General features: G+C 65.9%; 18 protein-coding genes. 16 read left to right on the top strand and 2 right to left on the bottom strand.

What is annotated here, in order from left to right:
• The first annotated feature begins 73 nt into the window (after positions 1-73).
• The 12 genes from AC5P5W_RS16175 (at position 74) to AC5P5W_RS16120 (ending at position 17640) form a co-directional block, all read left to right on the top strand.
• Positions 74-460 carry a RidA family protein gene (locus tag AC5P5W_RS16175; protein WP_005418954.1) on the top strand — a complete coding sequence of 129 codons (387 nt, stop codon included), beginning with the start codon at positions 74-76 and terminating at the stop codon, positions 458-460.
• A 7-nt stretch (positions 461-467) separates the two neighbouring features.
• Positions 468-2579 carry an ATP-dependent DNA helicase RecG gene (recG, locus tag AC5P5W_RS16170; RefSeq protein WP_495221281.1) on the top strand — a complete coding sequence of 704 codons (2112 nt, stop codon included), beginning with the start codon at positions 468-470 and terminating at the stop codon, positions 2577-2579.
• A gap of 321 nt (positions 2580-2900) precedes the next feature.
• On the top strand, positions 2901-3839 hold the full coding sequence (locus AC5P5W_RS16165) for a nucleoside hydrolase (protein WP_032956077.1): 939 nt from the start codon (positions 2901-2903) through the stop codon (positions 3837-3839).
• 88 nt (positions 3840-3927) lie between these two features.
• Positions 3928-4170 carry a type B 50S ribosomal protein L31 gene (locus AC5P5W_RS16160; protein ID WP_010484049.1) on the top strand — a complete coding sequence of 81 codons (243 nt, stop codon included), beginning with the start codon at positions 3928-3930 and terminating at the stop codon, positions 4168-4170.
• A gap of 296 nt (positions 4171-4466) precedes the next feature.
• Positions 4467-5744 carry a citrate synthase gene (locus AC5P5W_RS16155; protein WP_014648268.1) on the top strand — a complete coding sequence of 426 codons (1278 nt, stop codon included), beginning with the start codon at positions 4467-4469 and terminating at the stop codon, positions 5742-5744.
• 414 nt (positions 5745-6158) lie between these two features.
• Positions 6159-7223: a membrane protein gene (locus AC5P5W_RS16150; protein ID WP_046432315.1), complete on the top strand. Its 1065-nt coding sequence runs from the start codon at positions 6159-6161 to the stop codon at positions 7221-7223.
• Between the two features lie 460 nt (positions 7224-7683).
• A complete protein-coding gene (locus AC5P5W_RS16145; protein ID WP_046432313.1) occupies positions 7684-8181 on the top strand; it encodes a CS1 type fimbrial major subunit in 498 nt (165 codons plus the stop codon).
• Positions 8182-8241: 60 nt separating this feature from the next.
• Positions 8242-10971, top strand: a complete 2730-nt coding sequence (locus AC5P5W_RS16140) for a TcfC E-set like domain-containing protein (protein ID WP_197575206.1) — start codon at positions 8242-8244, stop codon at positions 10969-10971.
• Positions 10968-12101: a CblD like pilus biogenesis initiator family protein gene (locus AC5P5W_RS16135; protein ID WP_197575205.1), complete on the top strand. Its 1134-nt coding sequence runs from the start codon at positions 10968-10970 to the stop codon at positions 12099-12101. The genes AC5P5W_RS16140 and AC5P5W_RS16135 overlap by 4 nt, the downstream gene beginning before the upstream one ends.
• 18 nt (positions 12102-12119) lie before the next feature.
• Complete coding sequence (locus tag AC5P5W_RS16130; protein WP_197575204.1) at positions 12120-12827, top strand: pilus assembly protein; 708 nt, start codon at positions 12120-12122, stop codon at positions 12825-12827.
• A gap of 61 nt (positions 12828-12888) precedes the next feature.
• Positions 12889-16824, top strand: coding sequence for an ESPR-type extended signal peptide-containing protein (locus tag AC5P5W_RS16125; RefSeq protein ID WP_197575203.1), 3936 nt, complete (start codon positions 12889-12891; stop codon positions 16822-16824).
• A 69-nt stretch (positions 16825-16893) separates the two neighbouring features.
• Entirely contained in the window at positions 16894-17640 is a 747-nt protein-coding gene (locus AC5P5W_RS16120; protein WP_049404510.1) for a membrane protein, read from the top strand.
• A 229-nt stretch (positions 17641-17869) separates the two neighbouring features.
• On the opposite strand, the gene AC5P5W_RS16115 is transcribed toward AC5P5W_RS16120, so the two are convergent.
• Positions 17870-18514 carry a hypothetical protein gene (locus AC5P5W_RS16115; protein ID WP_043034094.1) on the bottom strand — a complete coding sequence of 215 codons (645 nt, stop codon included), beginning with the start codon at positions 18512-18514 and terminating at the stop codon, positions 17870-17872.
• A gap of 281 nt (positions 18515-18795) precedes the next feature.
• On the bottom strand, positions 18796-21216 hold the full coding sequence (locus AC5P5W_RS16110; protein ID WP_046432301.1) for a penicillin-binding protein 1A: 2421 nt from the start codon (positions 21214-21216) through the stop codon (positions 18796-18798).
• Between the two features lie 219 nt (positions 21217-21435).
• Here AC5P5W_RS16110 and AC5P5W_RS16105 point away from each other — a divergent pair, with 219 nt between their 5' ends.
• Genes AC5P5W_RS16105 through AC5P5W_RS16090 form a run of 4 tightly spaced genes read left to right on the top strand, consistent with a single transcriptional unit; the run spans position 21436 to position 24561 of the window.
• Complete coding sequence (locus AC5P5W_RS16105) at positions 21436-22494, top strand: pilus assembly protein PilM (RefSeq protein WP_014038321.1); 1059 nt, start codon at positions 21436-21438, stop codon at positions 22492-22494.
• Entirely contained in the window at positions 22494-23375 is an 882-nt protein-coding gene (locus tag AC5P5W_RS16100; RefSeq protein WP_014648259.1) for a PilN domain-containing protein, read from the top strand. Before AC5P5W_RS16105 ends, AC5P5W_RS16100 begins: the two co-directional genes overlap by 1 nt.
• A complete protein-coding gene (locus AC5P5W_RS16095; RefSeq protein ID WP_005418916.1) occupies positions 23372-24028 on the top strand; it encodes a type IV pilus inner membrane component PilO in 657 nt (218 codons plus the stop codon). The genes AC5P5W_RS16100 and AC5P5W_RS16095 overlap by 4 nt, the downstream gene beginning before the upstream one ends.
• A complete protein-coding gene (locus tag AC5P5W_RS16090; RefSeq protein WP_005418914.1) occupies positions 24028-24561 on the top strand; it encodes a pilus assembly protein PilP in 534 nt (177 codons plus the stop codon). Before AC5P5W_RS16095 ends, AC5P5W_RS16090 begins: the two co-directional genes overlap by 1 nt.
• Positions 24562-24566: the final 5 nt, after the last annotated feature.

Raw genomic sequence — 24566 nt, 5'->3', positions numbered from 1 at the left:
CGACCCCCAGCCGATGCCGCGCCCACCCGGTACAATCACCGCTCTGTTTTCCCCCAAAGCACCGGAGCGACCCATGTCCCGCCAGATCATCAACACCGAAAAGGCCCCCGCCGCCATCGGCCCGTACTCGCAGGCCGTGCGCGCCGGCAACACCGTGTACTTCTCCGGCCAGATCCCGCTTGACCCGGCCACCGGCGACATCGTCGGCGCTGGCGACGTCGAAGCGCAGGCCCGTCGCGCCTTCGACAACCTCAAGGCCGTGGCCGAAGCCGCCGGCGGCTCGCTGGACAAGGTCGTGCGTCTGGGCCTGTACCTGACCGACCTGGGCGAGTTCGCCAAGGTCAACGCGGTCATGCAGGACTACTTCCAGGCCCCGTACCCGGCCCGTTCCACCATCGAAGTCTCCGGCCTGCCGAAGGGCGCCAGCTTCGAGGTCGACGCGGTGATGGTCATCGACTGACCACCACGTGGCACGCAAGGCGGCGGTCACCCCGGTCCTGTCACCGTCCGGCGAAGCATCCCTGGCGATGCTCGCCGGCGTCGGTCCGGCCGTGGCCGCCAAACTGCAGGCGCGTGGCCTGGCCACCCTGCAGGATCTCTGGCTTCACCTGCCCCTGCGCTATGAAGACCGGACCCGGCTGACCCGCATCGAAGACCTGCGCAACGGCGTGCCGGCGCAGGTGGAAGGGCGGGTGGTCGCGGTCGAGCGCGGCATGCGCTATCGACCGATGCTGAAAGTGGCGGTGGAGGACGAAGGGCAGGGCACCCTGGTGCTGCGCTTCTTCCATTTCCGCCAGCAGCAGGTCGGCCAGTTCGCGGTCGGCAACCGGCTGCGCTGCTTCGGCACGCCCAAGCCCGGCCACCTCGGCCTGGAAATCGTCCATCCCAGCTACCAGGTGCTGGGCCGCAACGATGATCCCGAACTCGGCGACCGCCTCGACCCGGTGTATCCCACCGTCGAAGGCGTGGGCCCGATGACGATGCGCAAGCTGATCGGCCAGGCCCTGGATCGCCTGCCCGAGGAGAGCACGCTGGAACTGCTGCCCAGCGGTTGGCTCGATGGCCTGGGCCTGCCGTCGCTGCGCAGCGCGCTGCTGACCGTGCACCGGCCACCGCCGGATGCCGACCTCGCCGCGCTGGCCGCCGGCACCCACCCGGCGCAGCGCCGCCTGGCGATGGAAGAACTGCTGGCCCACCACCTCAGCCTGCGTCGCCAGCGCATTGCCTTGCAGGCACACCATGCGCCGCCGCTGGCTGGTCCTGGCAAGCTGGCCAAGGCGCTGCTGAAGCAGCTGCCGTTCGCGCTCACCGGCGCGCAGGCGCGCGTGTTCAAGCAGATCCGTGAAGACCTCGCGCGCCCCAGCCCGATGCTGCGGCTGGTGCAGGGCGACGTCGGTTCCGGCAAGACCGCGGTGGCCGCACTGGCGGCGATGCTGGCGGTGGAGCAGGGCAAGCAGGTCGCATTGGCAGCGCCCACCGAACTGCTGGCCGAACAGCATCTCAACAACCTGCGCGGCTGGCTGGAGCCGCTCGGTGTGCGTATCGCCTGGCTGGCCGGCAAGGTCACCGGCAAGGCGCGCGCCAAGGTGATGGAGCAGGTCGCCAGTGGCGAAGCGCAGGTGGTGGTCGGTACCCACGCGCTGATGCAGGAGGCGGTGGTGTTCCAGGATCTGGCCTTGGCCATCGTCGACGAACAGCACCGCTTCGGCGTGCACCAGCGCTTGGCGCTGCGCGACAAGGGCGCGGGCGGCAACAGCGTGCCGCACCAGCTGGTGATGACCGCCACGCCGATTCCGCGCACGCTGGCGATGTCCGAGTACGCGGACCTGGATGTGTCGGCCATCGATGAACTGCCACCGGGACGCACGCCGGTGCAGACCGTCGCCCTCAACAATGACCGTCGCCCGGAACTGATCGAGCGCATCGCGCTGGCCTGCGAGGAAGGGCGGCAGGTGTACTGGGTGTGCACGCTCATCGAGGAAAGCGAAGAACTGGATGCCACCCCGGCGCAGGCCACCTACGAATCGCTGCAGGCACTGCTGCCCGGCGTTCGCGTGGGGCTGGTGCACGGACGCCTGAAAGCCGCCGAAAAGCTGGCGACGATGGTGGCGTTCAAGACCGGCGAGATCGACCTGCTGGTCGCGACCACGGTCATCGAAGTGGGCGTGGACGTACCCAATGCTTCGTTGATGGTGATCGAGAACGCCGAACGCCTCGGCCTGGCCCAGCTGCACCAGCTGCGCGGCCGCGTGGGGCGTGGTTCGGCGGTATCGCGCTGCGTGCTGCTGTACCAGGCTCCGCTTTCGCAGATGGCGCGCGAGCGCCTGCAGACCATGCGCGAAACCAACGATGGTTTCGTCATCGCCGAGAAGGATCTGGAACTGCGCGGCCCCGGCGAACTGCTGGGTACCCGCCAGACCGGCCTGGCCGGTTTCCGCATTGCAGACCTGGCCCGCGATGCCGGCCTGCTGCCCGGCGTGCATGACCTGGCCGAGCGGCTGCTGGCCCAGCAGCCCGCGTTGGCCGATCGCGTGGTGCAGCGCTGGATCGGCACCGCCGTGCGCTACGCCTCGGCGTAAGTGGCGGGGTCAGGCCCCTTTGCACAGCAAAGGGCTCTGACCCCATCCCCGGGACGCTCATCCCCGCATGGCGTGGATCTACTGTAGAGCCGAACCCATGCTCGGCTGCCGTTCGCGCTGCGCGCGTGAGTCGAGCATGGCTCGACTCTACAGAGAGCTCTTCCCTGCCATCCGCGGGAAACCCGTTTTCGGCGTTGCTGTTGAAGTTGTCGGCCAGCGGCCGGCACTACCGCGGGTGCAGGTCGCAGCCCTGCCGCCCCCCATACTTGCAACGGTCATCATCCCGGTCCACACTTCGTTGCCGATCTGAAGACGGCAACGATGACCCACAAGATCCCCCTGTTGATCGACACCGACCCCGGTGTGGACGACGCCCTGGCCCTGCTGATGGCCTTTGCCGATGAACGGCATGACGTGGTCGCCCTGACCATCGCCGCCGGCAATGTCGGCCTGCAGTACACCGTCCGCAACGCCCTCAAGCTCTGCGACATCGTCGGCCGCACCGACGTGCCGGTGTTTGCCGGCAGCCCGGATCCGCTGCTGCATCCTTCCGTAGACGCTGCCCACGTGCATGGCCGTGATGGCTATGGCGACGTGGACCTGCCGCCGCCGAGCCGCCAGGCCGAAGCCGAGCATGCTGCGCTGGCCATCCTGCGCCTGTCGCACGCGCATGCCGGCGAACTGATGCTGGTGATGCTTGGCCCGCTGACCAACCTCGCGCTGGCACTGAAGCTGGACCCGACCCTGCCCCAGCGCATCAAGCGCATCGTGGTGATGGGCGGCGCGGTCACCTGCCACGGCAACATCACCCCGGCGGCCGAATTCAACATCGCCTTCGATCCGGAAGCGGCGCATGTGGTGTTCACCTCGTTCAAGCACCTGCTGGTGTCGGACTGGGAGGCCACCGTCGCCCACGGCCTGCCGCTGGAAGAAGCCGAGAAATGGCTGCAGGCCGATTCCGATCGCGCCCGCTTCTACGAGCTGATTTCGCGCAAGACCCGGGGCCTGTCCGAAGACAGCAAGGGCGGCCGCTGGTACACCGCCGACGCGGTTGCCATGGCCTGGGCACTGAACCCGGAAGGGCAGCTGCGGGTCGAGTCGCGTCCGCTGAACGTGGAGCTGAATGGCACGTTCAGCCGCGGCGCCACCATCGTCGACTGGAACCGCCAGACCGGCCAGCCGGACAACTGCGATCTGCTGATGGCCTACGACCAGCAGCGTTTCGAGACCCTGGTACGCCAGGCCCTGGGCGCGGACTGAAGCCGATTGACCGGCACCGGTTGCCCCGGGCGGCAACCGGTGCTTATAATGCCGCTCTTGACCACCAGCCCATTTACGGTGTGAGCCCATGAAGGCCGATATCCATCCGAACTACCGCGACGTCGTCTTCCATGACGTCACCTCCGATTTCAAGATCCTGACCCGCTCGACCATGGCGACGAAGGAAACCATCAAGTGGGAAGACGGCAACGACTACCCGCTGGTGAAGGTTGAAATTTCCTCGGCTTCGCACCCGTTCTACACGGGCAAGCACAAGGTCATCGACACCTCGGGCCGTATCGACAAGTTCCAGAAGCGCTACGCGCGCTGATCTGTCGATCCAGCTTCGAACCGACGGCCGCGCTCTGCGCGGCCGTTTGTTTTTCCCCAACGCCTACCCAACGGGCGTTTGGATGGACAGAACACTGCGTTCGTGTGACAACGCTTTTGCCGATCCGGGCCGCTTGCTGGCCGGGTTATGGCCGCCTGCCGTCTACGACTTCTGTCTAGCGCCTGGCAAATGCTGCTGTGCGATAATGGCATGATCCCCGGCACAGGCCGAGGACGTCATTCACGTGCCTGACCAATGCGCTTGGGCAGGCGCCTTCCCATGAAGGAGCGCACACAGTGTCCGATCTTGATCAGGTCACGCTCAACGCCGGCGATAAGTCCGTCGTTCTGCCCGTCATCAAACCCACCCTCGGCAACGACTGCGTCGACATCGCGAAGCTGACCAAGGAAACGGGGTTTTTCACCTACGATTCCGGCTTCACCGCGACGGCCAGCTGCAAGTCCGCCATCACTTACATCGACGGCGACAAGGGCGTGCTGCTGTATCGCGGCTACCCGATCGAGCAGCTGTCGGAAAAGTCGAGCTACGTCGAAGTGGCCTACCTGCTGATCAACGGCGAGCGCCCGAGCGCCGAGCAGCTGAAGGCCTTCACCGATGAGCTGACTGCCGAAGCCAATGTCGACGACTCGATCAACACCCTGATCGGCAGCTTCGCCAAGGACGCCCACCCGATGGCCATTCTGGCTGCTGCGATCGCGCAGCTGTCGGCCATCTACCACGATGCGCTGGACCTGTCCGACGCCGAACAGCGCCGCCAGGCCGCCGTGCGCCTGATCGCCAAGGTGCCGACCCTGTCGGCGCTGATCTACCGCCATGGCAAGGGCCTGCCGGCCAACAAGCCGGACACGTCGCTGGACTACGTCAGCCGCTTCCTGAAGCAGACCTTCGAGTCGGCTGACGGCCAGTACGATCTGAACCCGGATGTGGTCAAGGCGCTGGACCTGCTGTTCATCCTGCACGCCGACCACGAGCAGAACGCCTCGACCTCGACCGTGCGCCTGGTCGGTTCGACCGGTGCCAACCCGTACGCGTCGGTCGCCGCTGGCGTCACCGCGCTGTGGGGTCCGGCCCACGGCGGTGCCAACGAAGCCGTGCTGAAGATGCTGGAAGAGATCGGCAGCGCCGACAACGTCGAGTCCGCCGTGGTCAAGGCCAAGGACAAGACCTCCGGCTTCCGCCTGATGGGCTTCGGCCACCGCGTCTACAAGAATTTCGATCCGCGCGCCAAGGTCATCGGCGAGATGACCAGCAAGGTGCTCAAGCAGCTGGGCGTGCAGGATCCGCTGCTGGACGTGGCCGTGAAGCTGGAACAGGCCGCGCTGCAGGACGAGTACTTCGTCGCGCGCAAGCTGTACCCGAACGTCGATTTCTACAGCGGCATCATCTACAAGGCGCTGCAGATCCCGACCGAAATGTTCACCGTCATGTTCGCCCTGGGCCGTACCTCCGGCTGGGTCTCGCATTGGCTGGAACAGCAGGTCGATCCGGAAATGAAGATCGGCCGTCCGCGCCAGGTCTACACCGGCAGCGACGTGCGCGACTACCAGGGCTGATCGCCCCGCGTAGGTTGTGCCGAGAACGCCCCGCATGCGCGGGGCGTTTTTTTTTCTGCCGCCCTGGTGGGTGCCAACCAAGGTTGGCACGCTTTCGACACTCGCGAAAAACCATCCACGCATGGCGTGGATCCACTTGTTCCCGCCCTTGGTTGGCACGCTCCCCATCCACGCGTGGCATGGATTTACCGCGTTCCCGCCTTGGTAGGTGCCAACCTTGGTTGGCACGCTCCCCCATCCACGCGTGGCATGGATTTACCGCGTTCCCGCCTTTGGTAGGTGCCAACCTTGGTTGGCACGCTCTTCAACGCGCCAAGACCGCGTGATTCAGGGGTCTCACCAGCTTCACAAGCGCTCGCGCAGCCTCAGGACGCCAGCTGCATTCGCAGCACCTGAAATGGAGCGTCCATCCCGATGAGTACCCGATTCGACCCACCCGAGCGCGGCCCGCTCGGCGCTGACGTCGCCGCTGTCGTCACTGCCCCCATCGTTCCGCCCGCCAGCGAAAGCGCGGTGTCGTGGGGAGCCATCTTCGCTGGCGCCGCCGCCGCCGCTGCGCTCTCTCTCATCCTGCTGATCCTCGGCGTGGGCCTGGGGTTGTCGTCGGTGTCGCCCTGGTCGTTCGAAGGCGTCAGCAAGGAAACCTTCGGCTGGTCCAGCATCGCCTGGCTCACCTTCACCGCGCTGGCCGCTTCCGGCCTGGGGGGCTATCTGGCGGGTCGCCTGCGCACCAAGTGGACGCAGATCCACGGCGACGAAACCTACTTCCGCGACACCGCGCACGGCTTCGTGTCGTGGGCGGTGGCCACGCTGCTGACCGCGGGCCTGCTGACGTCGGCCATCGGTGGCGTGCTGGGTGCGGGCGCAAAGGTGGCCGGCGCCACTGCCGGTGCCGCTGCGTCCACCGTCGGCGTGGCTGCAGCCGGTGCCAGCGGCGCTGTGGCGGCTGCACCGGAAGGCGACCTCGACTATTGGGTGGATGCGCTGTTCCGCAGCACGACCCACGCAGGGCCGGCCGATCCCGCAGCGCCGCCGCCGGGCGCACCGATGGACCCGGATGCCGCGCCACCGCCGGCAGCGGGCGCCGGTCCGCGCGACGCGCGCATGGCCCCGCCGCCGCGACCGGCGCCGGGCAACGGTCCGATCGGCGATCGCCGCGAAGTGCGTGCCGAAGTGAACCGCATCATCGTCAACAGCCTGCAGGGGGAAGGCTTGGATCCGGCCGATACCCAGTACCTGTCACAGCTGATCGCGCGCGATACCGGGATGAGCCCGGCTGAAGCGCAGGCCCGCGTGACCGATGTGCAGACGCGCATGCGTGCAGCGCTGGAGAAGGCCAGGAATACCGCCAAGCAGGCTGCCGACGATGCGCGGAAGGCGACCGCCTACGCCGCATTGTGGCTCTTCATCACCCTGCTGATCGGCGCGTTCTTCGCCAGCCTCAGCGCCACCTGGGGCGGCCGCCGCCGCGACCTGTAATCCACCCTTCCATGCAAGGAGACCTGCCATGAAGATGATTCTGCTCTGGTTGCTGGGCGTGCCGATTCCGCTGCTGATCCTGTACGCGATCTTCTTCTGATCGCGCACCACCGCGCCGTGTCATCAGGCCGCCGAAAGGCGGCCTGATGCCATCCCGCAGATCCACGCCACGCGTGGATGCCCCACAGTAGAGTCGAGCCATGCCCGACTCTACAAACGCAATGCAATGAGGTTTATTGCATTCAAACAGTGAGGGAAATTGCATAACCCTCAAACATAGAGCGCCTTCAAAAATTCTCCTTAACGTTCAACGTTTTAGGAATGCTTGAATGGCCTGCATGGCAATGGATTTCTAACATTCTCTCCGTCGCCCGCACCCATCCCCGCGGGCGGCGCTTCCCTCCCTTTTCTCCTTGGGGAGGGGAGCTTTCAAATTCCCCCTTGTCCGAGAGAGACAACCATGCACGCCATTATCAAGAAGGCCGCGCTCGCTGCAGCGCTGGCTACTGCTTCGCTGTCCGCGCACGCGCTGGAAACCAAGATCACCGTCTACGCCGACGTCGACCCGACCCTGGCGCTGCTGCGCGACGATGGCACCCCGCTGCCGGACACCGTGCAGCTGACCCACGATCCGCTGCGTGGCCTGCTGCCGTCGACGCAGCAGGTGCGTATCCATTCCAATGACGAAACCGCGGACATCGAGGTGCGCCTCGGCCACGATCCGGTGCTGCTCAATGGCGCCACGCGCGTGCCGCTGGCCGTCAGCCTGAACACCGACGCGCTGACCACTGCGGTCACCGAGTTCAAGGCGGCTGACCTGTTCAACGGCGCCAGCTCGACGCCGGGTGCCTCCATCTCGATGCCCCTGACCATCGCCCAGGCGGGTGCCGGTGGCCCGCTTACGGTCAACGGCCGCTACGAAGGCATGGTCTACATCGTCATGAACCAGAAGCCCTGATCCACGGCTTCCCGCGCCGGCCCGCACCCCGGGCCGGCCGCTACTCCAGCGGTACCCCCAATGACCCCACACGCCCCCGCCGTTACCCGGTTGGCGGTCGCGCTCGCCCTGGCACTGGCTGCTCCCTCGGTAGCGGCCCACGGCGTCCCCGCCGGCTTCGAGGATCTGGTCGAAGGCCAGACCGAACAACTCGACATCCAGCTGTTCGGCCGCTCGGCCGGGCTGTCGCCGGTACGCGTGACGCTGGAACACGTGCAGCTGGAAGACCCCGCGCGCGTGCTGCAGGCGCTGGCCCTGCCTGCCGAAGCACAGGCTGCGTTGCTACCGGGGCTGTCGCAGCCGTTGCCGCGCAACAGCCACCTGGCCTGCCGTTTTGGTGGCGCCACGGCGGGGTGCGGCTATCTGGACCCGCCCGAAGAGCCCACCGCGGCGCGCGCGCTGTACGACGAAGGCGAGGGCGCGGTGCGCCTGTTCGTGGCGCGTCAGTGGATTCCCGGCGAGCCGGCAGCGGAGCGTTACCACACGGTCACGTCCAACGCCGAGAACGCCTTCCTGCACCAGCAGACGCTTAATGTGAGCGGTGGTCGCGATTATCAGGCACTGTCCGCGCGCGGCGTGGGCACGCTGGGCCTGTTTGATCGCGGCCACCTGTCCGCCGACTGGTACTACACCCAGCAGCGCTACCGCAGCCGTGGCAGCAACGACGACTTCCAGTTCGACAACGTCTATTACCGCCATGACCTGGGCCAGGCGCATTACCTGCAGGCCGGGCGCATGGACCGCCGCAACCTGTCCAGCCCGCAGGGCGGCACCTTCAGTTTCAGCATGCTGCCGCTGGACCGTTTCCAGGGCGCGCGCGTGGGCACCACCCAGGCCTACGTGGACACCGACGCCGCCGTGCAGGCGACGCCGCTGACCGTGCTGCTGGCGCGCGATGCCCGCGTCGATGTCTTCGACGGCGAGCGCCTGCTGCAGACCTTCTACCTGCAGGCCGGCATCAACCAGATCGACACCCGCAATTTCCCCTTCGGCAACTACCTGGTGCGCATGCGCATCTACGAGGACGGTGTGCTGGTGCGCACCGAGGAGGCGCCGTTCGACAAAGGCGGCGACTGGACCAACAGCCAGTGGCAGTGGTTCGTGCAGGGCGGCCGTCGCAACGAGCGCCGTAGCGACCGTTTCGATGGAGAAAGCGTGGCAATGGCCGGCGTGCGCGTGCCGCTGGGCCGCGATGCCGCACTTACCGCGGGCGCCGCCAACCTCGGCGGCCACAGCTACGGCGAGCTGCGCCTGGACCTGCGCCGCGTGCTGGCCACCCAGGAAATGCGCGCCTCGCTCAGCGGCATGCGTGGAAGCGATGGCAGCAATGGTCAGCAGCACCAGCTGTCATACCGGCGCAAGGCGTCGTGGAATCTTTACCAGCAGCGCATGCGCGGCAAGGCCTGCCAGTTCGAGGCCGATGCACGCGACCAGCTGGGCTGCACCAACTCACTCAGCGGCTCGGTATCGCTGCCGCTGGCCGGCGGCAACGTCTACGTGGGCTACACCCGGCGCCAGACCTGGCGCACCGGCTGGCATCGGCCTGAATTCGAGCAGGACCCGTTGTTCGGGCTGGATCCCTTGCTGCCGCCCGGTCCGCTGGAGCCGCGCCGCGAGCCCGTGCTCAGCCGGACCTGGCAGGCCAGCTTCAGCCGCAGCCACCGCTGGCAGGACTTCAGCGTGTCCACGCGCGTGGGGCTATGGCAGCAGCGCAGCACCGACAGCGTGCGCGGCAGCAACGAGCGTGACCGTGGCATCTACTTCAACCTCAGCCTGACCCGCCTGCAGCGTAACCATGACAGCAGCGGCCAGCGCCGCTACGCGGTGGACGTGCGCCAGCCGCAGCATCAGCGCCCGGCCATCGACTACAGCGTGGGCCAGAGCCTGCGCCAAGACCGGGACACGCACTATCGGGAGCTGAACGCCGAACTGCGCGTCAACAACAACGATCGCTACAGCGCGTCACTGAGTGGCCAGCTGCAGAACGGCATCGGCAACACCGCCGCCAGCATCGCGCACTATCAGCAGCGCGGGCGTGGCGAGACCGGCTACAGCGGCAGCCACAGCTCCGGCTTCGCACTGGGCCGTCGTGGTTTCTACTGGAGCGGTGCCAACGGCGCCGAGGCCGGCCTGGCCGTGCAGGTGGACGGTTTCGACGATGCCGACCTGCATGGCGTGGCCGCGGAATTGCAGGTGGGGGGACTGCGCCGACAGCGTCTGCAGATCGGCGAGCGCCGGCTGCTGCCGCTGCAGGCCTATCAGTCGCAGCGCGCCGAAGTGCAGGACGCCAGCACGCTGGACAGCATCGCCGCGATCCGCGTAACCGGCGTGGGCGGTGCACGGCCGATGTTCCTCACCCCCGGCAAGCTGATGCGCATGCCGGTGCCGATCGAAGTGACCTACACCTTCATTGGCAATGCCAAGGACCTTGCGGGGTCGCCGCTGGGCGGCGCCCGCATCCTCAACGCGCCGGTGCCCGGCACCAGCGCCAACGGCAGCTTCGTTGCCGATTTCCCGCGTCGCGAAACAACGCTGTACCTGCTGCAGGACGACCGCCTGCTGCACTGCCCGCTGCAGGTGCGCGAGCGCCGCCAGGTGGTGCTGCTGGTCGGCGCCGTGCACTGCGAGCCGCTGGCCGTGGCCCAGCTGCCGCCCGAGATCCGCCAGCAGGCCCGCGTGACCCGCCTGCTGCAGGAACGCGCGTTGATTGCCGCCACGCCCCAGACCGCTGCTGCAGGAGGTGCGCCATGAGCCGGCGTTGGATGTGTGTGTTGATGCTGGTGTGTGCGCTGGTTCTGGTGATGCCACGGGCGTGGGCGCAGTGGCCGCCGGAGACGCATCCGACGGACCAGAGCCGGGACATCGTGATGAGCTGGGATCGCTCGGCGGTGCCGGGTGATGTGGAGCTGTGGGCGCCGCGGACGGTGCTGGGGTTCAGTCATGATCTGGCGATGAAGTATGGGCAGATCCACGTAGTTTGTGGGTCTGCTTCTGATAGTGAGTTTGGGCGATGCGCGACGGAAGGAGATTCATCGATAGTTAGCGGACCGTCCGAAATTGTCCTGCGGCTTGTGGAGAGCCGGACAGGCCTGCGCACGGAGCTTCGGGTGCTCGGGAGCCTTCAGAGAGTCCTGAGTGATTGGAGTTGTAACCCAGATTATTGGGACAGAAATCAGCGGGCGCTCCATGAAGCGTTCTATTACACCTGTGGTAGCGATCAGCCAATCGGTACAGGTTCCCAGCTCGTATTTCCATCATCCGAGCTGACGCGTCTCGTCGCTGGTCACTGGAGAGCCACAATGCGCCTAAAAATCAAGGCCGACCCCGCCGCAGCACCCGTCGCCACAGCCACCTTCAACTTCGACTTCACCGTCACCGACTACGACGCGATCTCGATCTACTTCCCGGGCTTCGACGGCATCGCACCGCTGGTCAACATGGACCTGCGCTACGACCCCATCCGCAAGATGGTCGGCGGCTACAAGGAAGTGGACATGTGCCTGTACGACGGCGTGGGCTCGCAGAGCGAGTTCCTTGGCGTCACCGTGCGCGACAGCGGTCCACGGCCACCACCAGGGCGTGACTATGCGGTCTGGCACGGGGATGGCGGCAGCGATGACACCCAGCGCCTGGACTACCAGGTTGGCCTGAAATACGGCGGAAACCTGCTGGCCATGAAACACGGCGAGGAACAGCTGCTGCGCGGCATCGACAGCGCGCAGCTGCGCCTGGTGATGCTGCCGGGCATCAATCAACCCGTGTACTGCGTGCCCACGCCGCTGGTGCTGGAAACGCCGCCTACGCCCATCGCCAGCAAGCGGCCCGGTCTCTACGACGGCGAGCTGACGGTAGAGCTGCGCGTGCCGACTGCCAAACCCTGATCCCCACGGAGCCTCATCATGAAGAAGCTGCTGTTCTGTCTGTTGCCGCTGAGCGCGCTGCTGGCCCCGCCGGCGCATGCCAACCTCTCCATCCATCCGATGCGCGCGGCCGTCGATGGCAAGCGCGGTACGCAGATCCGCGTCTACTCGCACTCCACCCAGCCGCAGTACGTGCAGGCACGCCTGTTGCGCATCGCGAATCCTGCGCAGGTTGGCGAGGAAGAGGTGGAAATGGAGGCGGCCGACGCCGCGGTCGCCGTCACCCCTGGGAAGTTCGCACTGACTGGCGGAGGCAATCGCCTGATCCGGGTCATTCCACTGCGCAGCGTGGAGAAGGAAGTGGCCTACCGCGTCTACTTCGAGGGTGTCAGGGGACCGGACGGGACCCTGCTTGAGGGTGACGAGCAGGCGGCACAGGCCAACGTCGGCGTCAGCCTGGTCTGGGGTGCGCTGGTGAACGTGCTGCCCACCAACGGCAGCGTGGATCTGCAACTGCAGGGCGACACCCTGCGCAACGTGGGGACTTTGCGGGTCGGCATCACAGGGCTGGCCGAGTGCAGCGCCAGTGGTGCCTGCACGACCCACGACTTTGCCAAAAGCCTGTACCCGGACGCGGAGCTGAAGCTGCCGTTCCAGCCTCAGCCGGGCAACACCGTGCAGCTGCATTACCGCCTGTCCAAGGACGGCTACCGCGAGCACACAACCACCCTGGCGCCGAGCGCCTGAACGTTCTGGCCCCGCGCTATTTGCGGGGCCTCATTTTCGATGTCCTGTTAAGGGAGAGAGCATGAACCACATCTATCGTCGTATCTGGAGTGCCGCCAAGCAGTGCTGGGTGGTCGTGGGCGAGCTGGTAGCAGCGCGTGGAAAGCCACGAAGCGCCTTGATTCATCGTCGCGGGACCGCACTGATTGTCTTCATCGCACTGGCCGGTGCGGCGGGCAGCGCGAATGCGGGTCTCGATGTCGGTTGTTCGGGTGACAACGGGAACATCCGGCATTGCATTCCATTCATAGGTTCGTGGGACCCTCGCATGTCGACAGGCTATGCTGACATGGGTTTGGATGTGACGAACTCGATGGCGATCGGTGCGGGGTCCAGAATGTACGGAAGTTACTCGTTCGCGTTCGGTCAAGGTGCGCGAGTCGAGAAGCGTAACAGTGTCGCGTTCGGCTACCACTCTACAACCTCCGACGTCGACAGCGTCGCCATCGGCTATATGTCGCGTACTGGCGCAAATGGTGGTCACAGCATTGCCATCGGGACGAGAGCGTTTGCCGATTACATTGGCGCAACCGCTTTGGGGAACAGCTCAACGGCTCGCGCCGAGAATGCTGTCGCCCTTGGAAGCGGCGCCTCGGCCACCGCATCGAATGCGGTGGCCATTGGTGCCAACTCGGTAGCCAACGGAAGCAACACAGTATCGGTGGGAAGCAACAGCATTAAACGAAGGATCGTGAATGTCGCATCAGGCAACATTTCCTACGGTAGTGCGGACGCGGTCACCGGTGGTCAGCTGTATGAAACCAATCAGAATGTAGCATCGGCGCGAAGCACAGCGGATTCGGCTTACTCTACCGCCAGGGCGGCCAGGACTGTTGCCGATACGGCGAAGTTCAATGCGGACAATGCCTTGTCGAAAGCCAATGTGCTTTCCGGCCTCCTGAGCCAGACGTCTGCCTCGGGGAACGTTCGCCTAGGTGCAAGTAACAGCGGAACCGTGCTGGACGTCCGCAACAGCGCCAGCGCCAATCGCAGGATCACGGGCGTGGCGGATGCCACGCTAAGCACGACGAGTACGGATGCTGTGTCTGGCAAGCAGCTCAATGCCACCAACACCAATGTAACGGCCGCACGGTCCGTCGCCGACTCCGCCAAGACCAATGCCGACAGTGCGCTGGCAAAGGCCAATACGCTCTCCGGCCTTCTGAGCCAGACGTCTGCTTCGGGAAATATCCGTATAGGCGCAAGCAACAGCGGCACCGCACTGGACGTCCGCAACAGTGCCAGCGCCAATCGCAAGATCACGGGCGTGGCGGATGCCACGCTGAGTACGTCCAGCACCGATGCTGTGTCAGGCAAGCAGTTGAATGCCACCAACACCAAGCTGGCAGATGCACAGCGCGTCGCAGACGCGGCAGCCGCGCGCCTGAACGCATCCGCCCCGGCTATCGGGCTGGCGGCAGAGGCGGAAGGGAGCGGAAGCACCGCCAGCGTAGCGATGGGGCGCTCGGCGAAGGCCTACAACACCAACAGCATCGCAGTTGGTGCAGATGCTCGGGCCGGTGTCGACGCCAACGGCGACAAGAGCGCTGCCACCGGTGCAGTTGCTCTCGGTGCTGCAACGCGCGGTGGCAATGGCGCGGTGGCGGCAGGCCTGCGTGCTTCGGCAGTGGGTGATCGCGCCGTGGCCGTAGGCAATGATGCGACGGCCGCGGCGACCCATGCCGCCGCGCTGGGCTACAAGGCAGATGCGAGCGGCAATCAGGCCGTCGCCATTGGCCGGGAGGCCGCCGCATCGGCCTTGTATTCGACGGCGCTTGGCAATCTTGCAAAGGCGGGTGCCGAAAGTGCCGTTGCGTTGGGCGACCGCGCCCTGGCATCGCACACGGGAAGTGTCGCTCTGGGCAACGGCTCCCAGACCACCGGCATCAATCAGGTCTCGGTCGGCAGCTCCAGTATCAAGCGCAAGATCGTCAACCTTGCGGATGGCGCTGTCAGCAGCAGCAGTACCGAGGCCATTACGGGCAAGCAGTTGAATGAAACCAACGGCCGGGTAACGACTGCACAGAATGCTGCGAACGGCGCGCAGGCAACGGCCAATGCCGCACAGGTTGATGCCACCAAGGCCTTGGCTGAAGCTACCGTATTGGGTGGGCTGGTCGGGCAGGTTTCGGCCACAGGGATTGTCCGCCTGGGTGAAAAGAACAGCGGCACCGTAGTGGATGTGCGCAATAGCGCAAATGCGAACCGTAAGCTGACCGGTGTGGCCGATGGCGTGGTCAGCGCCAGCAGCTACGAGGTCGTCAACGGCAGGCAGCTCAATGCCACCAATGAGAAGGTGGGGGCTGTGGAAGGCATGGCCACCTCTGCGGCAGCGGACGCGACCCTGGCAAAGACGGATGCGACCAAGGCGCTGGCCGAAACAGCGTCGCTGAGCGGGCTGGTGGCGCAGGTTTCGGCGTCTGGCGATGTGCGTTTGGGAGAGAAGAACAGCGGTACGACGTTGGACGTACGCAACAGCGCCAATGCCAACCGGAAGATCAGTGGTGTGGCGGATGGTCTGCTGGACGTTGGTAGTGCCGATGCAGTCAATGGCGGGCAGCTGCATGCGGTTGAGCAGTCTGCGCAAGGGGCGAGGAACACTGCAGAGGAAGCTGTTAGACGAATTGAGGAAGTTGCTGAGAGTTCGCGCTATTTTTCGAGCGGGAAGGGCGGGCCTGAAGGTGCGGCGAAAGCAGGTTTGATCGCCGTTGCTATTGGTGATTCCGCCGAGGCATCAGTTTCAAGTGAGGGTGCTGTCGCCGTAGGTGGCTTCTCTTCTGCTCGTGGCAAGAATTCTGTTGCTTTGGGCAGGGCTGCTCGCGTGGATGAGCTAGCTGACAATGGGTTCGCTCTTGGCGTTCTCGCTTCGGTGCAGGAGGCTGGTGGTGTCTCGATCGGGGCGAATAGCATTGTTCAGAAGGGTGCCACTAGTGCATTGGCTATCGGAGCGTCATCTGTAGCCGATGAGGCCCATACCGCCTCGTTTGGCAGTGACGAGGTTAAGCGCCGGCTCACCAACGTTGCTCGGGGCACCGCCGACCACAACGCCACCACCGTCTCCCAGCTCAAGGATTCCCTCGCCACGCTCGGCGGAGGCGCAGGCATGGATGCCAACGGCAACATCATTGCCCCTATTTATTCAGTGCAGAGCGGAACGCAGAACACTGTCGAGGATGCGCTGATGGCGCTCGACCGCGCAGTCGTCAGCACCACCTCGCGCGTGAACCAGGTCGAATCACAGCTCCGCTCCGTGTTCCAGGAAACTCCGTCGGTGCGCGCAGACGGCACCCACCAGCTCACCCTGGCCGGTGCCAACGGTATGGTCATCTCCAACGTGGCCAACGGCCTGATCGCGGCCGGCAGCCGCGATGCGGTCAATGGTGGCCAGCTGCATTCGATGCAGCAGCAGATCAACGGCCGCATGGATGGGCTGGAGCAGCGTATCGACGATCATCCGCAGGCCCGCGCCATGTCGACGGCGTTCACGCCTTCGCCGTCCACCGAAGAGACCGCGCCGGCGCCGGAAACCAGCGGCTCGCCGCAGATCGCCTCAACCGGTGAAGGTGGCAAGCCGGCCCCGCAGCCGAAGCGGAAGCAGGACGACACGCCCAAGCCGCAGGTCGACACCGCCGACCTGGAGAAGATGCTGGCCCGTGCCAACGAGTACACCGATGGTGCGATCAGCACCTTCGAACGCCGCCTGGACAAGATGGACAAGCGCTTCAACCGCATGGCGGCGATGAGCAGCGCACAGAGTGCGATGGCGATGAATACCGCCGGCCTGGCCACCTACAACCGCCTGGGTGCGGGCGTGGGTTACAGCGAGGGTGAGTCGGCGATGGCGGTGGGCTACCAGCGCGTGCTGAACGAGAAGGGTTCGGCCACCTTCAGCCTCAATGGTGCGTTCACCAACAGCGGTGAGCGCAGCATGGGCGTCGGCGTGGGCATCGGCTGGTAAGCCGTGCAGCCCCGGCGTGGTGCGCGTAATGAACCCCGCCGCGCCGGGGTCCTTGCCGAGGAGATGGCAATGTATCGATGGGTAAGCCGATTCATCAGCTACCGCACGTTCTATCTGTGGCGGGCGCGTTTCTACTACTACACCCGCAATCTGGATCGCTGGGTGCAGTTCACCTTGTTGTGCCTGGTGGGCATGGTGCTGGTGCTCTGGTACCACTGGCGGGTGGCGAGCGTGCCGCCACCGCGCGTGCATCCGGAGGCCGCCGCGGTGCGCGTGGAGAACATCACCCAGGAGGCGATCCATCGCATCGTGCTGGTGCGGCATGGCGGCCCGACACCGGGCGAGCCGTTCACCACGCCGGAAGACGTCCGCGCGGGAACGCTGCGCACCCTGCGGGTGCGACAACTGCTGGACAGTGAGAGGGTGTGGCAGCTGAAAGCCCACATGCTGGCCGACATGGCGGCATACATCGAAGCCACGGGCAGCTGCTTCCCCTTCCCATGCTGGCAGGTGAGCCACCGGCTGGAGCTCATGCGTGCGGCGGAGGCGGAGAACGCGGCCATCAACCGGGGGCTGGAGCCGGTGCTGGAGGTGCCGTTGGACAGGATGCCCAACCTCAACGGCGGTGAGCGCGCGCGGATACAGACGGCGTGGTCGGACCCGTTCGGCGATGTCTACAACCAGACCTGGTTGCTGGGCGATCTGCAGAACATGCACGCGCGGATGATGATGGCGTACCCGCAGCGGGTGGGAGCACCGTGGCTGATGCGCCTGCTTGGCGATGAGACGGAGGAGCAGCACCATGATGTCTGGTAGGGCAGCGCGCCTTCTGTAGAGCCGAGCCATGCTCGGCTGCTCTTGGGCGAGGTGTCCGGATGCCCTGATGCATCGTGCGGACCAACGGTCCGCACCCACCAGAAGAAGGAAGCAGGCAGCGCGTCTTCTGTAGAGCCGAGCCATGCTCGGCTGCTCTTGGGCCAGGTGTCCGCATGCCCGATGCATCGTGCGGACCAACGGTCCGCACCCACCAAGGCCGGAGCTACCGCTACCCGCCGATATACGCGGTGATCTCCGCCTCGGCCAGCAGCTGCCGCAACTGTGCGACAGACGCGCGTCGCATCGGCTTCTCGTCCACCGGCGACAAGGGCGCCTGGCGCAGGGCGTCATACGGCAGCACGGCCAGGTCGAAGGTCAGCTCTTCGGCGCTGAACACCCACACCGGCACGTCCAGGCTCCGTTCGCGGTCCATCCGCAGTCGACGCGTCCGCGATTCGGCGGGAATGCCGTGCTCGTCCAGGAAGCGGTGCACGGCTTCCGGGTCGTCACTGTGCAGGTGCAGCTGTACGGGGCTGTTGGCATCGGCGGTGCCCTCCAGCACCGGGCCGGCCAGGCGAGGGGCGAAGCCGTGCAGGAACTCCAGCGCACGCATGGCAGCCTCGCGGCGGCGCTGCAGCTCATTGCCATGCTGGGGCCCGGAGAACAGCCGCTGGTACTCGCGCAGGGCGTCTTCGATCTCGGTATTGCGGGGCAGGGAGGCATCGTCGTGGATGCCGAGACGGCTGGCGGCCTTCAACTTGGCCTGGTGGTAGTCGCGGATGCCGCCTTCGGCCATCAGGCGGGCGGCTTCGTGGGCGAGGCGGTGGCGCCGCTCGCGGGTCTGGCTGGCAGCATGCTGACGGGCGCGATGCATGCGATGACTCCTGTTGCGACCTGGCTACAGACTAGCGCACGGATGTGACATCCGCGTGGGTATGGCGGAGGCAACCGCTCTGGTAGGTGCCGACCTTGGTCGGCACGGGGCGCCAACCAAGGTTGGCGTCTACCGGAGCAGCATCGGTACCAACCAACGGTTGGCACCCACCAACGCTCTGGTAGGTGCCGACCTTGGTCGGCACGGGGCGCCAACCAAGGTTGGCCTCTACCAGAGCCGCATCGGTATCAACCCATGGTTGGCACCCACCAGAACCTTCCTCAGAAGATGTCGAACGCGGCGGCGTCGGCCTGCGGCGTATTGAGGTTCAGGTCGTAGTCGGTCAGGCGGTCCATGTCTTCCACCTTCACCCACTCGGTCGCGCCGTTGAGGGTGGCCTGGACCATGCCGCTGGGCGGGTCGTTCTGCGCGATCGGGGTGTCCTTCAGCGCGGTGCGCATGTAGTCGATCCAGATCGGCAGGGCGGCCTTGCCACCGTATTCGCGGTAACCCAGCGAACGGAAGTCGTCGCGGCCCACCCACACGGTGGTCACGTACGGGCCACCGAAGCCGGAGAACCAGGCGTCGCGGTGGTCGTTGGTGGAGCCGGTCTTGCCGCCCACGTCCTCGCGGCCGAGCACCTTGGCCTGGACGCCGGTACCGCGCTGGACCACGTCGCGCATCATCGATACCAGCTGGTAGGCGGTGCGGGCGTCGATCGCGCGCGGGGCAGTGCGGGCATCCGGGTTGGCCGGTGCCGCCGGGGTTTCGACCTTGGCTTCGGCCTTGGCGGCGGCCGGGTCCACCTTCGGGGCCGGAGCGCCGAAGTTGAAGCCGTCCACCACCTGGTTGACCGGCTGGTCACTGCTGCCGGCGCAGTCGCGGCAGGCCAGCGCCGGGTTTTCCTTGAACACCAGGTTGCCGTCGCGGTCATTGACCTGGTCGATCAGCCAGGTGTCCACGCGCGAGCCGCCGTTGGCGAACACGGCGTAGCCGCGCGCCACCGACAGCGGGGTCAGCGAGGCGGTGCCCAGCGACATCGACAGGTTCGGCGGCAGCTCCGATTCGGCAAAGCCAAACTCGCTGATGTACTTGCGTGCGTAGTCCACGCCCATGCCATCGAGCAGGCGCACCGACACCAGGTTGCGTGACTGCACCAGCGCTTCGCGCAGACGCATCGGGCCGCGGAAGCCGCCGCCGTCGTTCTGCGGGGCCCAGGTCTTGCCGCGGCGATCGCGGAACACGACCGGGGCGTCGAGCACGATCGAGGCCGGGTTGTAGCCCTTGTCGAAGGCGGCTGCGTAGACGAACGGCTTGAAGCTCGAACCCGGCTGGCGACGGGCCTGGGTGGCGCGGTTGAACTTGTTGCCGGAGAAGCTGAAGCCACCCACCAGCGCCTTCAGCGCGCCGCTGTGGGCATCCAGCGAGACCAGCGCGGACTGGCCGCGCGGGATCTGGTCCAGCAGCCACTCACCTTCCTTGGCACCGGCGCGCACGCGCACGATGTCGCCGCGCTGCACCAGCTTGCCCGGGGTCTTGTTGGTCCACTTGGCGGCACCGGCCGGCAGCACGATCTCGCTGCGGTTGGCCAGCACCACGGTGGCGCTGCCGTCGGCGCCGGTGCTGGCGACGATCGCCGGCAGCAGGCCGGCCTGGCCGTACATGCCGCGCAGGTGCTCGGCCAGGGCGGCGGCGTCTTCGCCGGCACCCACCTGCACCTGCTTCTCCACGCCGTGCCAGCCGTGGCGGTGGTCGTACAGCAGCAGGCCGTCGCGCACCGACTGGTTCGCGGCGGTCTGCAGGGTGGAGTCGATGGTAGTGGTGACGTGATAGCCCTTGTTGACCACGTCGCCGCCGAAGCGGGCGATCATCTCCTGGCGCACCAGCTCGGCCACGTACGGGGCATCGACCTGCACCGGCGGCTCATGCGCGGTGGCGTGCATCGGCACGGCCTTGGCCGCGTCGGCCTCGGCCTGGCTGACGAACTTCAGGTCGGCCATGCGCTGCAGCACGTAGTTGTCGCGGCGCTGGCGGGCACGCTCCGGGTTGGAGATCGGGTTGCCCGACGAGGGGAACTTGGGGATGCCGGCCAGCGAGGCCATCTCATCCAGGTCCAGCTCGTTCAGTTTCTTGCCGTAATAGAACTCGGCGGCAGCGGCCACGCCGTAGGCGCGGTTGCCGAAGAAACTCTTGTTCAGGTACAGCTCGAAGATCTCGTCCTTGCTCAGCTCGGACTCGATCTTGCGCGCCAGCAGGATCTCGGCCAGCTTGCGGGTGTAGCTGTACTCGGAGCTGAGGAAGAACTGGCGGGCCACCTGCTGGGTGATGGTGGAGCCACCCGGCACGCGCTTGTCGCTGGTGGTGGCCAGCAGCCAGACCGCCCGGCCGATGCCCATGTAGTCCACGCCGCCGTGCTCGTAGAAGCGGGCGTCCTCGGTCGCCAGGAAGGCCTGCTTCAGCTTCTCCGGCACGTCCTTCATGGTGATCGGGGTCCGCCGGGTCTCGCCGAACACAGCCATCAGCTTGCCATCGGCAGCATAGACGTACATCGGCTCCTGCATTTCCACGTCGCGCAGGGTCTGCACGTCGGGAAGCTTGGAGGAAACGGCGTAGTACAGACCGCCCACGGCGGCCGCGCCGATCAGCGCCAGGACCAGGACAATCAAGAAGATCCAGCGCAGCCAGCGGCGGAGTCGAGTCATCGGGTTCAGATTCCGATTGCGAATTTCGTGGTCGCAGAGTATAGATTACGCAAGGTGCCGGCTGGGGTCGGCACCGGGGAGCGCAAGGGGAACAGTCAGGGGCTGCATGGTGAATCCGTGAAGGAATTCACAGCAGGGCCGTTGCCATTTGCTAAGAATACGTTATTAATGCTTGGGCGCAGGTCTTGCGTCCAAGTGCCCGTCGGCAGGGGAGAAACCGTGGGGCTCATCCCAAAAAGTCAGTCGCCGCTCGTAGGCGTCGACATCAGTTCGACTGCGGTAAAGCTTTTGCAGCTGTCCCGCAGCGGCAATCGTTTCCGCGTGGAACATTACGCTGTGGAACCTCTGCCGCCCAATGCGGTGGTGGAGAAGAACATCGTTGAAGTGGAGGCCGTGGGTGAGGCCATCCGTCGGGCGATGAACCGTTCAGGCAGCAAGGCCAAATTGGCCGCTGCCGCCGTCGCGGGGTCGGCAGTGATCACCAAGGTGATCCCGATGCCGGCCGATCTCGACGAAAACGACATGGAAGCCCAGATCGAGCTGGAAGCGGTCAACTACATTCCGTATCCGATCGAGGAAGTGAACCTGGATTTCGAGGTGATCGGGTCGATCCCGAACAACCCGGAGATGGTCCAGGTGCTGCTGGCCGCGTCGCGTTCGGAGAATGTCGAGCTGCGCCAGTCCGCGCTGGAACTCGGTGGCCTGCAGGCCAAGGTGATGGACGTGGAGGCCTTCGCGGTCGAGAACGCCTACGCCCTGGTCGCCAGCGAGCTGCCGGTATCCATCGATGGCGTGGTCGCGCTGGTCGACATCGGCGCCACAATGACCACCCTCAATGTCCTGCGCGGCGGCCGCAGCCTCTACAGCCGCGAGCAGGTGTTCGGTGGCAAGCAGCTGACCGATGAGATCATGCGCCGCTACGGGCTGAGCTACGAGGAAGCCGGGCTGGCCAAGCGCCAGGGCGGCCTGCCGGAAAGCTACGAGATGGAAGTGCTGGAGCCGTTCAAGGAAGCCACGGTCCAGCAGATCAGCCGCCTGCTGCAGTTTTTCTACGCAGGCAGCGAATTCAACCGCGTCGATCACATCGTGCTGGCCGGCGGCTGCGCCGTGCTCGGTGGCCTGCCGGAGATGGTCGAGGAACAGCTGGGCGTGCCGACCGTGGTCGCCAACCCGCTGGCGCAGATGACCCTGGGGCCGAAGGTGAACGCGCATGCGTTGGCCCAGGATGCCCCCGCGCTGATGATCGCGACCGGTCTGGCGCTGAGGAGCTTTGACTGATGGCACGCATCAATCTATTGCCCTGGCGCGCCGAGCGGCGCAAGCAACGCCAGCGCGAGTTCTACGCAATGCTGGGCATGGCCGCCGTCGGTGGCCTGCTGCTGTCGCTGATGATCTGGTTCTACTACGACCGTCAGGTGAGCGGTCAGATGGACCGCAATGCCTATCTGGAAGCCGAGATCGAGAAGGTCAAGGAACAGAACAAGGAGATCGACCGCCTCGATGCGCAGAAGGAACGCCTGCTGGCCCGCAAGAAGGTGATCGAGGAGCTGCAGGCCAAGCGCTCGCAGATGGTCCACCTGTTCGACGCGCTGGTGCGCACCATTCCCGACGGCGTGGTGCTGACCGCGCTGAAGCAGGAAGGGGATGTACTGACGCTGGAAGGCCGCACCCAGTCCAACGCCCGCGTTTCGGCCTACATGCGCAACCTGGAGACCTCCGGCTGGATGACCAACCCGGAGCTGTCGATCATCGAAGCGCGTGACCCGGAGAAGGACAAGGACGGCAAGGCCGGCCCGCTGGCCGACATCAAGGCGCTGCCCTACGTGTTCGTGGTCAAGGTGAAACTGCCGGCACAGAGCGAAGAGGTGTCGGCGACGCCGGGCCTGAACGCCGATGGCTCGGTGGCGACGGCTGCGCCGGCACCGGTGGCACCGTTGGCCGCAGGTCCGGATGCCGCGACGCCTGCGGCCCCGGCAGCGGGCCAGCCGGCAGCAGCTCCCGCCGCACCGGCCACTGCACCGGCCACGCCGGCCAAGCCGAACCAACCGGCCGCTCCGGCCGCCGCGCCGGCCCCGGCACCTGCCCCGAAGCCTGAGGGCAGCCGCCTGGCGCAGCCGCCGCAGGCCTTCAATGCGCTGCTGCAGGGGGACCGCGCATGAGCCAGAAGATCGACATCAAGAACCTGGATTTCAACGACATCGGCAACTGGCCGCAGAAGGCCAAGATCGTCTTCTGCTCGTTGCTGGCGCTGGTCATCATGTTCGTGGCGTGGATGCTGCTGATCAGCGGCAAGCGCGAAGAACTGGCCGGCCTGGAATCGAAGGAAGTCGAGCTGCGCACCGAGTTCACCAAGCAGCAGGAACGCGCGGTGAACCTGGGGCCGCTGAAGCAGCAGCTGGCGCAGATGGAGCAGGTGCTGCAGCAGATGCTGCGGCAGCTGCCGAGCAAGACCGAAATGCCCGACCTGATCATCGACATCTCGCAGACCGCGCTGTCCAGCGGCCTGACCAACGAGCTGTTCGAGCCGGAGCAGGAGCAGATCAAGGAGTTCTACGCCGAGAAGCCGATCAAGCTGCGCATGGTGGGCAGTTACCACCAGTTCGGCGCGTTCGTCAGCGGCGTGGCCTCGCTGCCGCGGGTGGTGATCCTGACCATGCACGACATCAACCTCAAGCCCAAGGAAAAGACCGGCGGCAACGTCCGCAGCGGTGCACTGGAACTGTCCGGTACGGTCAAGACCTACCGCTACCTGGACGAGACCGAGGTGCAGGCGCAGCAGGCGGCCGACGCTGGCAAGGAGGGCAAGAAGTGATGCGCGCGCAGACCGTACGTGGTGCGATGGTGCTGGCTGTGCTGCTGCTGGCTGGTTGCGGCCGTGGCGTGACCAGCACGCCCGGTGACGCACCGAACCTTGAGAAGTGGGTGGAAGGCGAGCGCGCGCGACCGGCGCAACCGCTGGAGCCGCTGCCGGTGATGCAGCAGTTCGAGACCTTTGAATACTCCGCGCAGGGCATGCGCGATCCGTTCACCGATGCCTGGACCAATCCGCAGCAGGGGAATGGCGGATTGCGACCGGACCCGAACCGGCGCAAGGAGCCGTTGGAAGGCTTCCCGCTGGATGCGCTGGACATGGTCGGCACCATCGGTACCGGCGCAGGTACCGTGGCGCTGGTGATGGGGCCGGACAAGGTCACCTACCGGGTTCGCCCGGGCGGTTACCTGGGGCAGAGCGACGGGCGGGTCACGGCGGTCTTCGAAGACCGCGTGGAGCTGATCGAACTGGTGCCGGATGGCGCGGGTGGCTGGCTGGAACGGCCGGCAACGCTCTCGCTTGAAGATCAATGATCGTT

The sequence above is a fragment of the Stenotrophomonas sp. YJH_SMC_123 genome (genome assembly GCF_059368215.1).
Note: the sequence above shows the minus strand (reverse complement) of the source record. Positions and strands in the feature narration are given on the sequence as shown.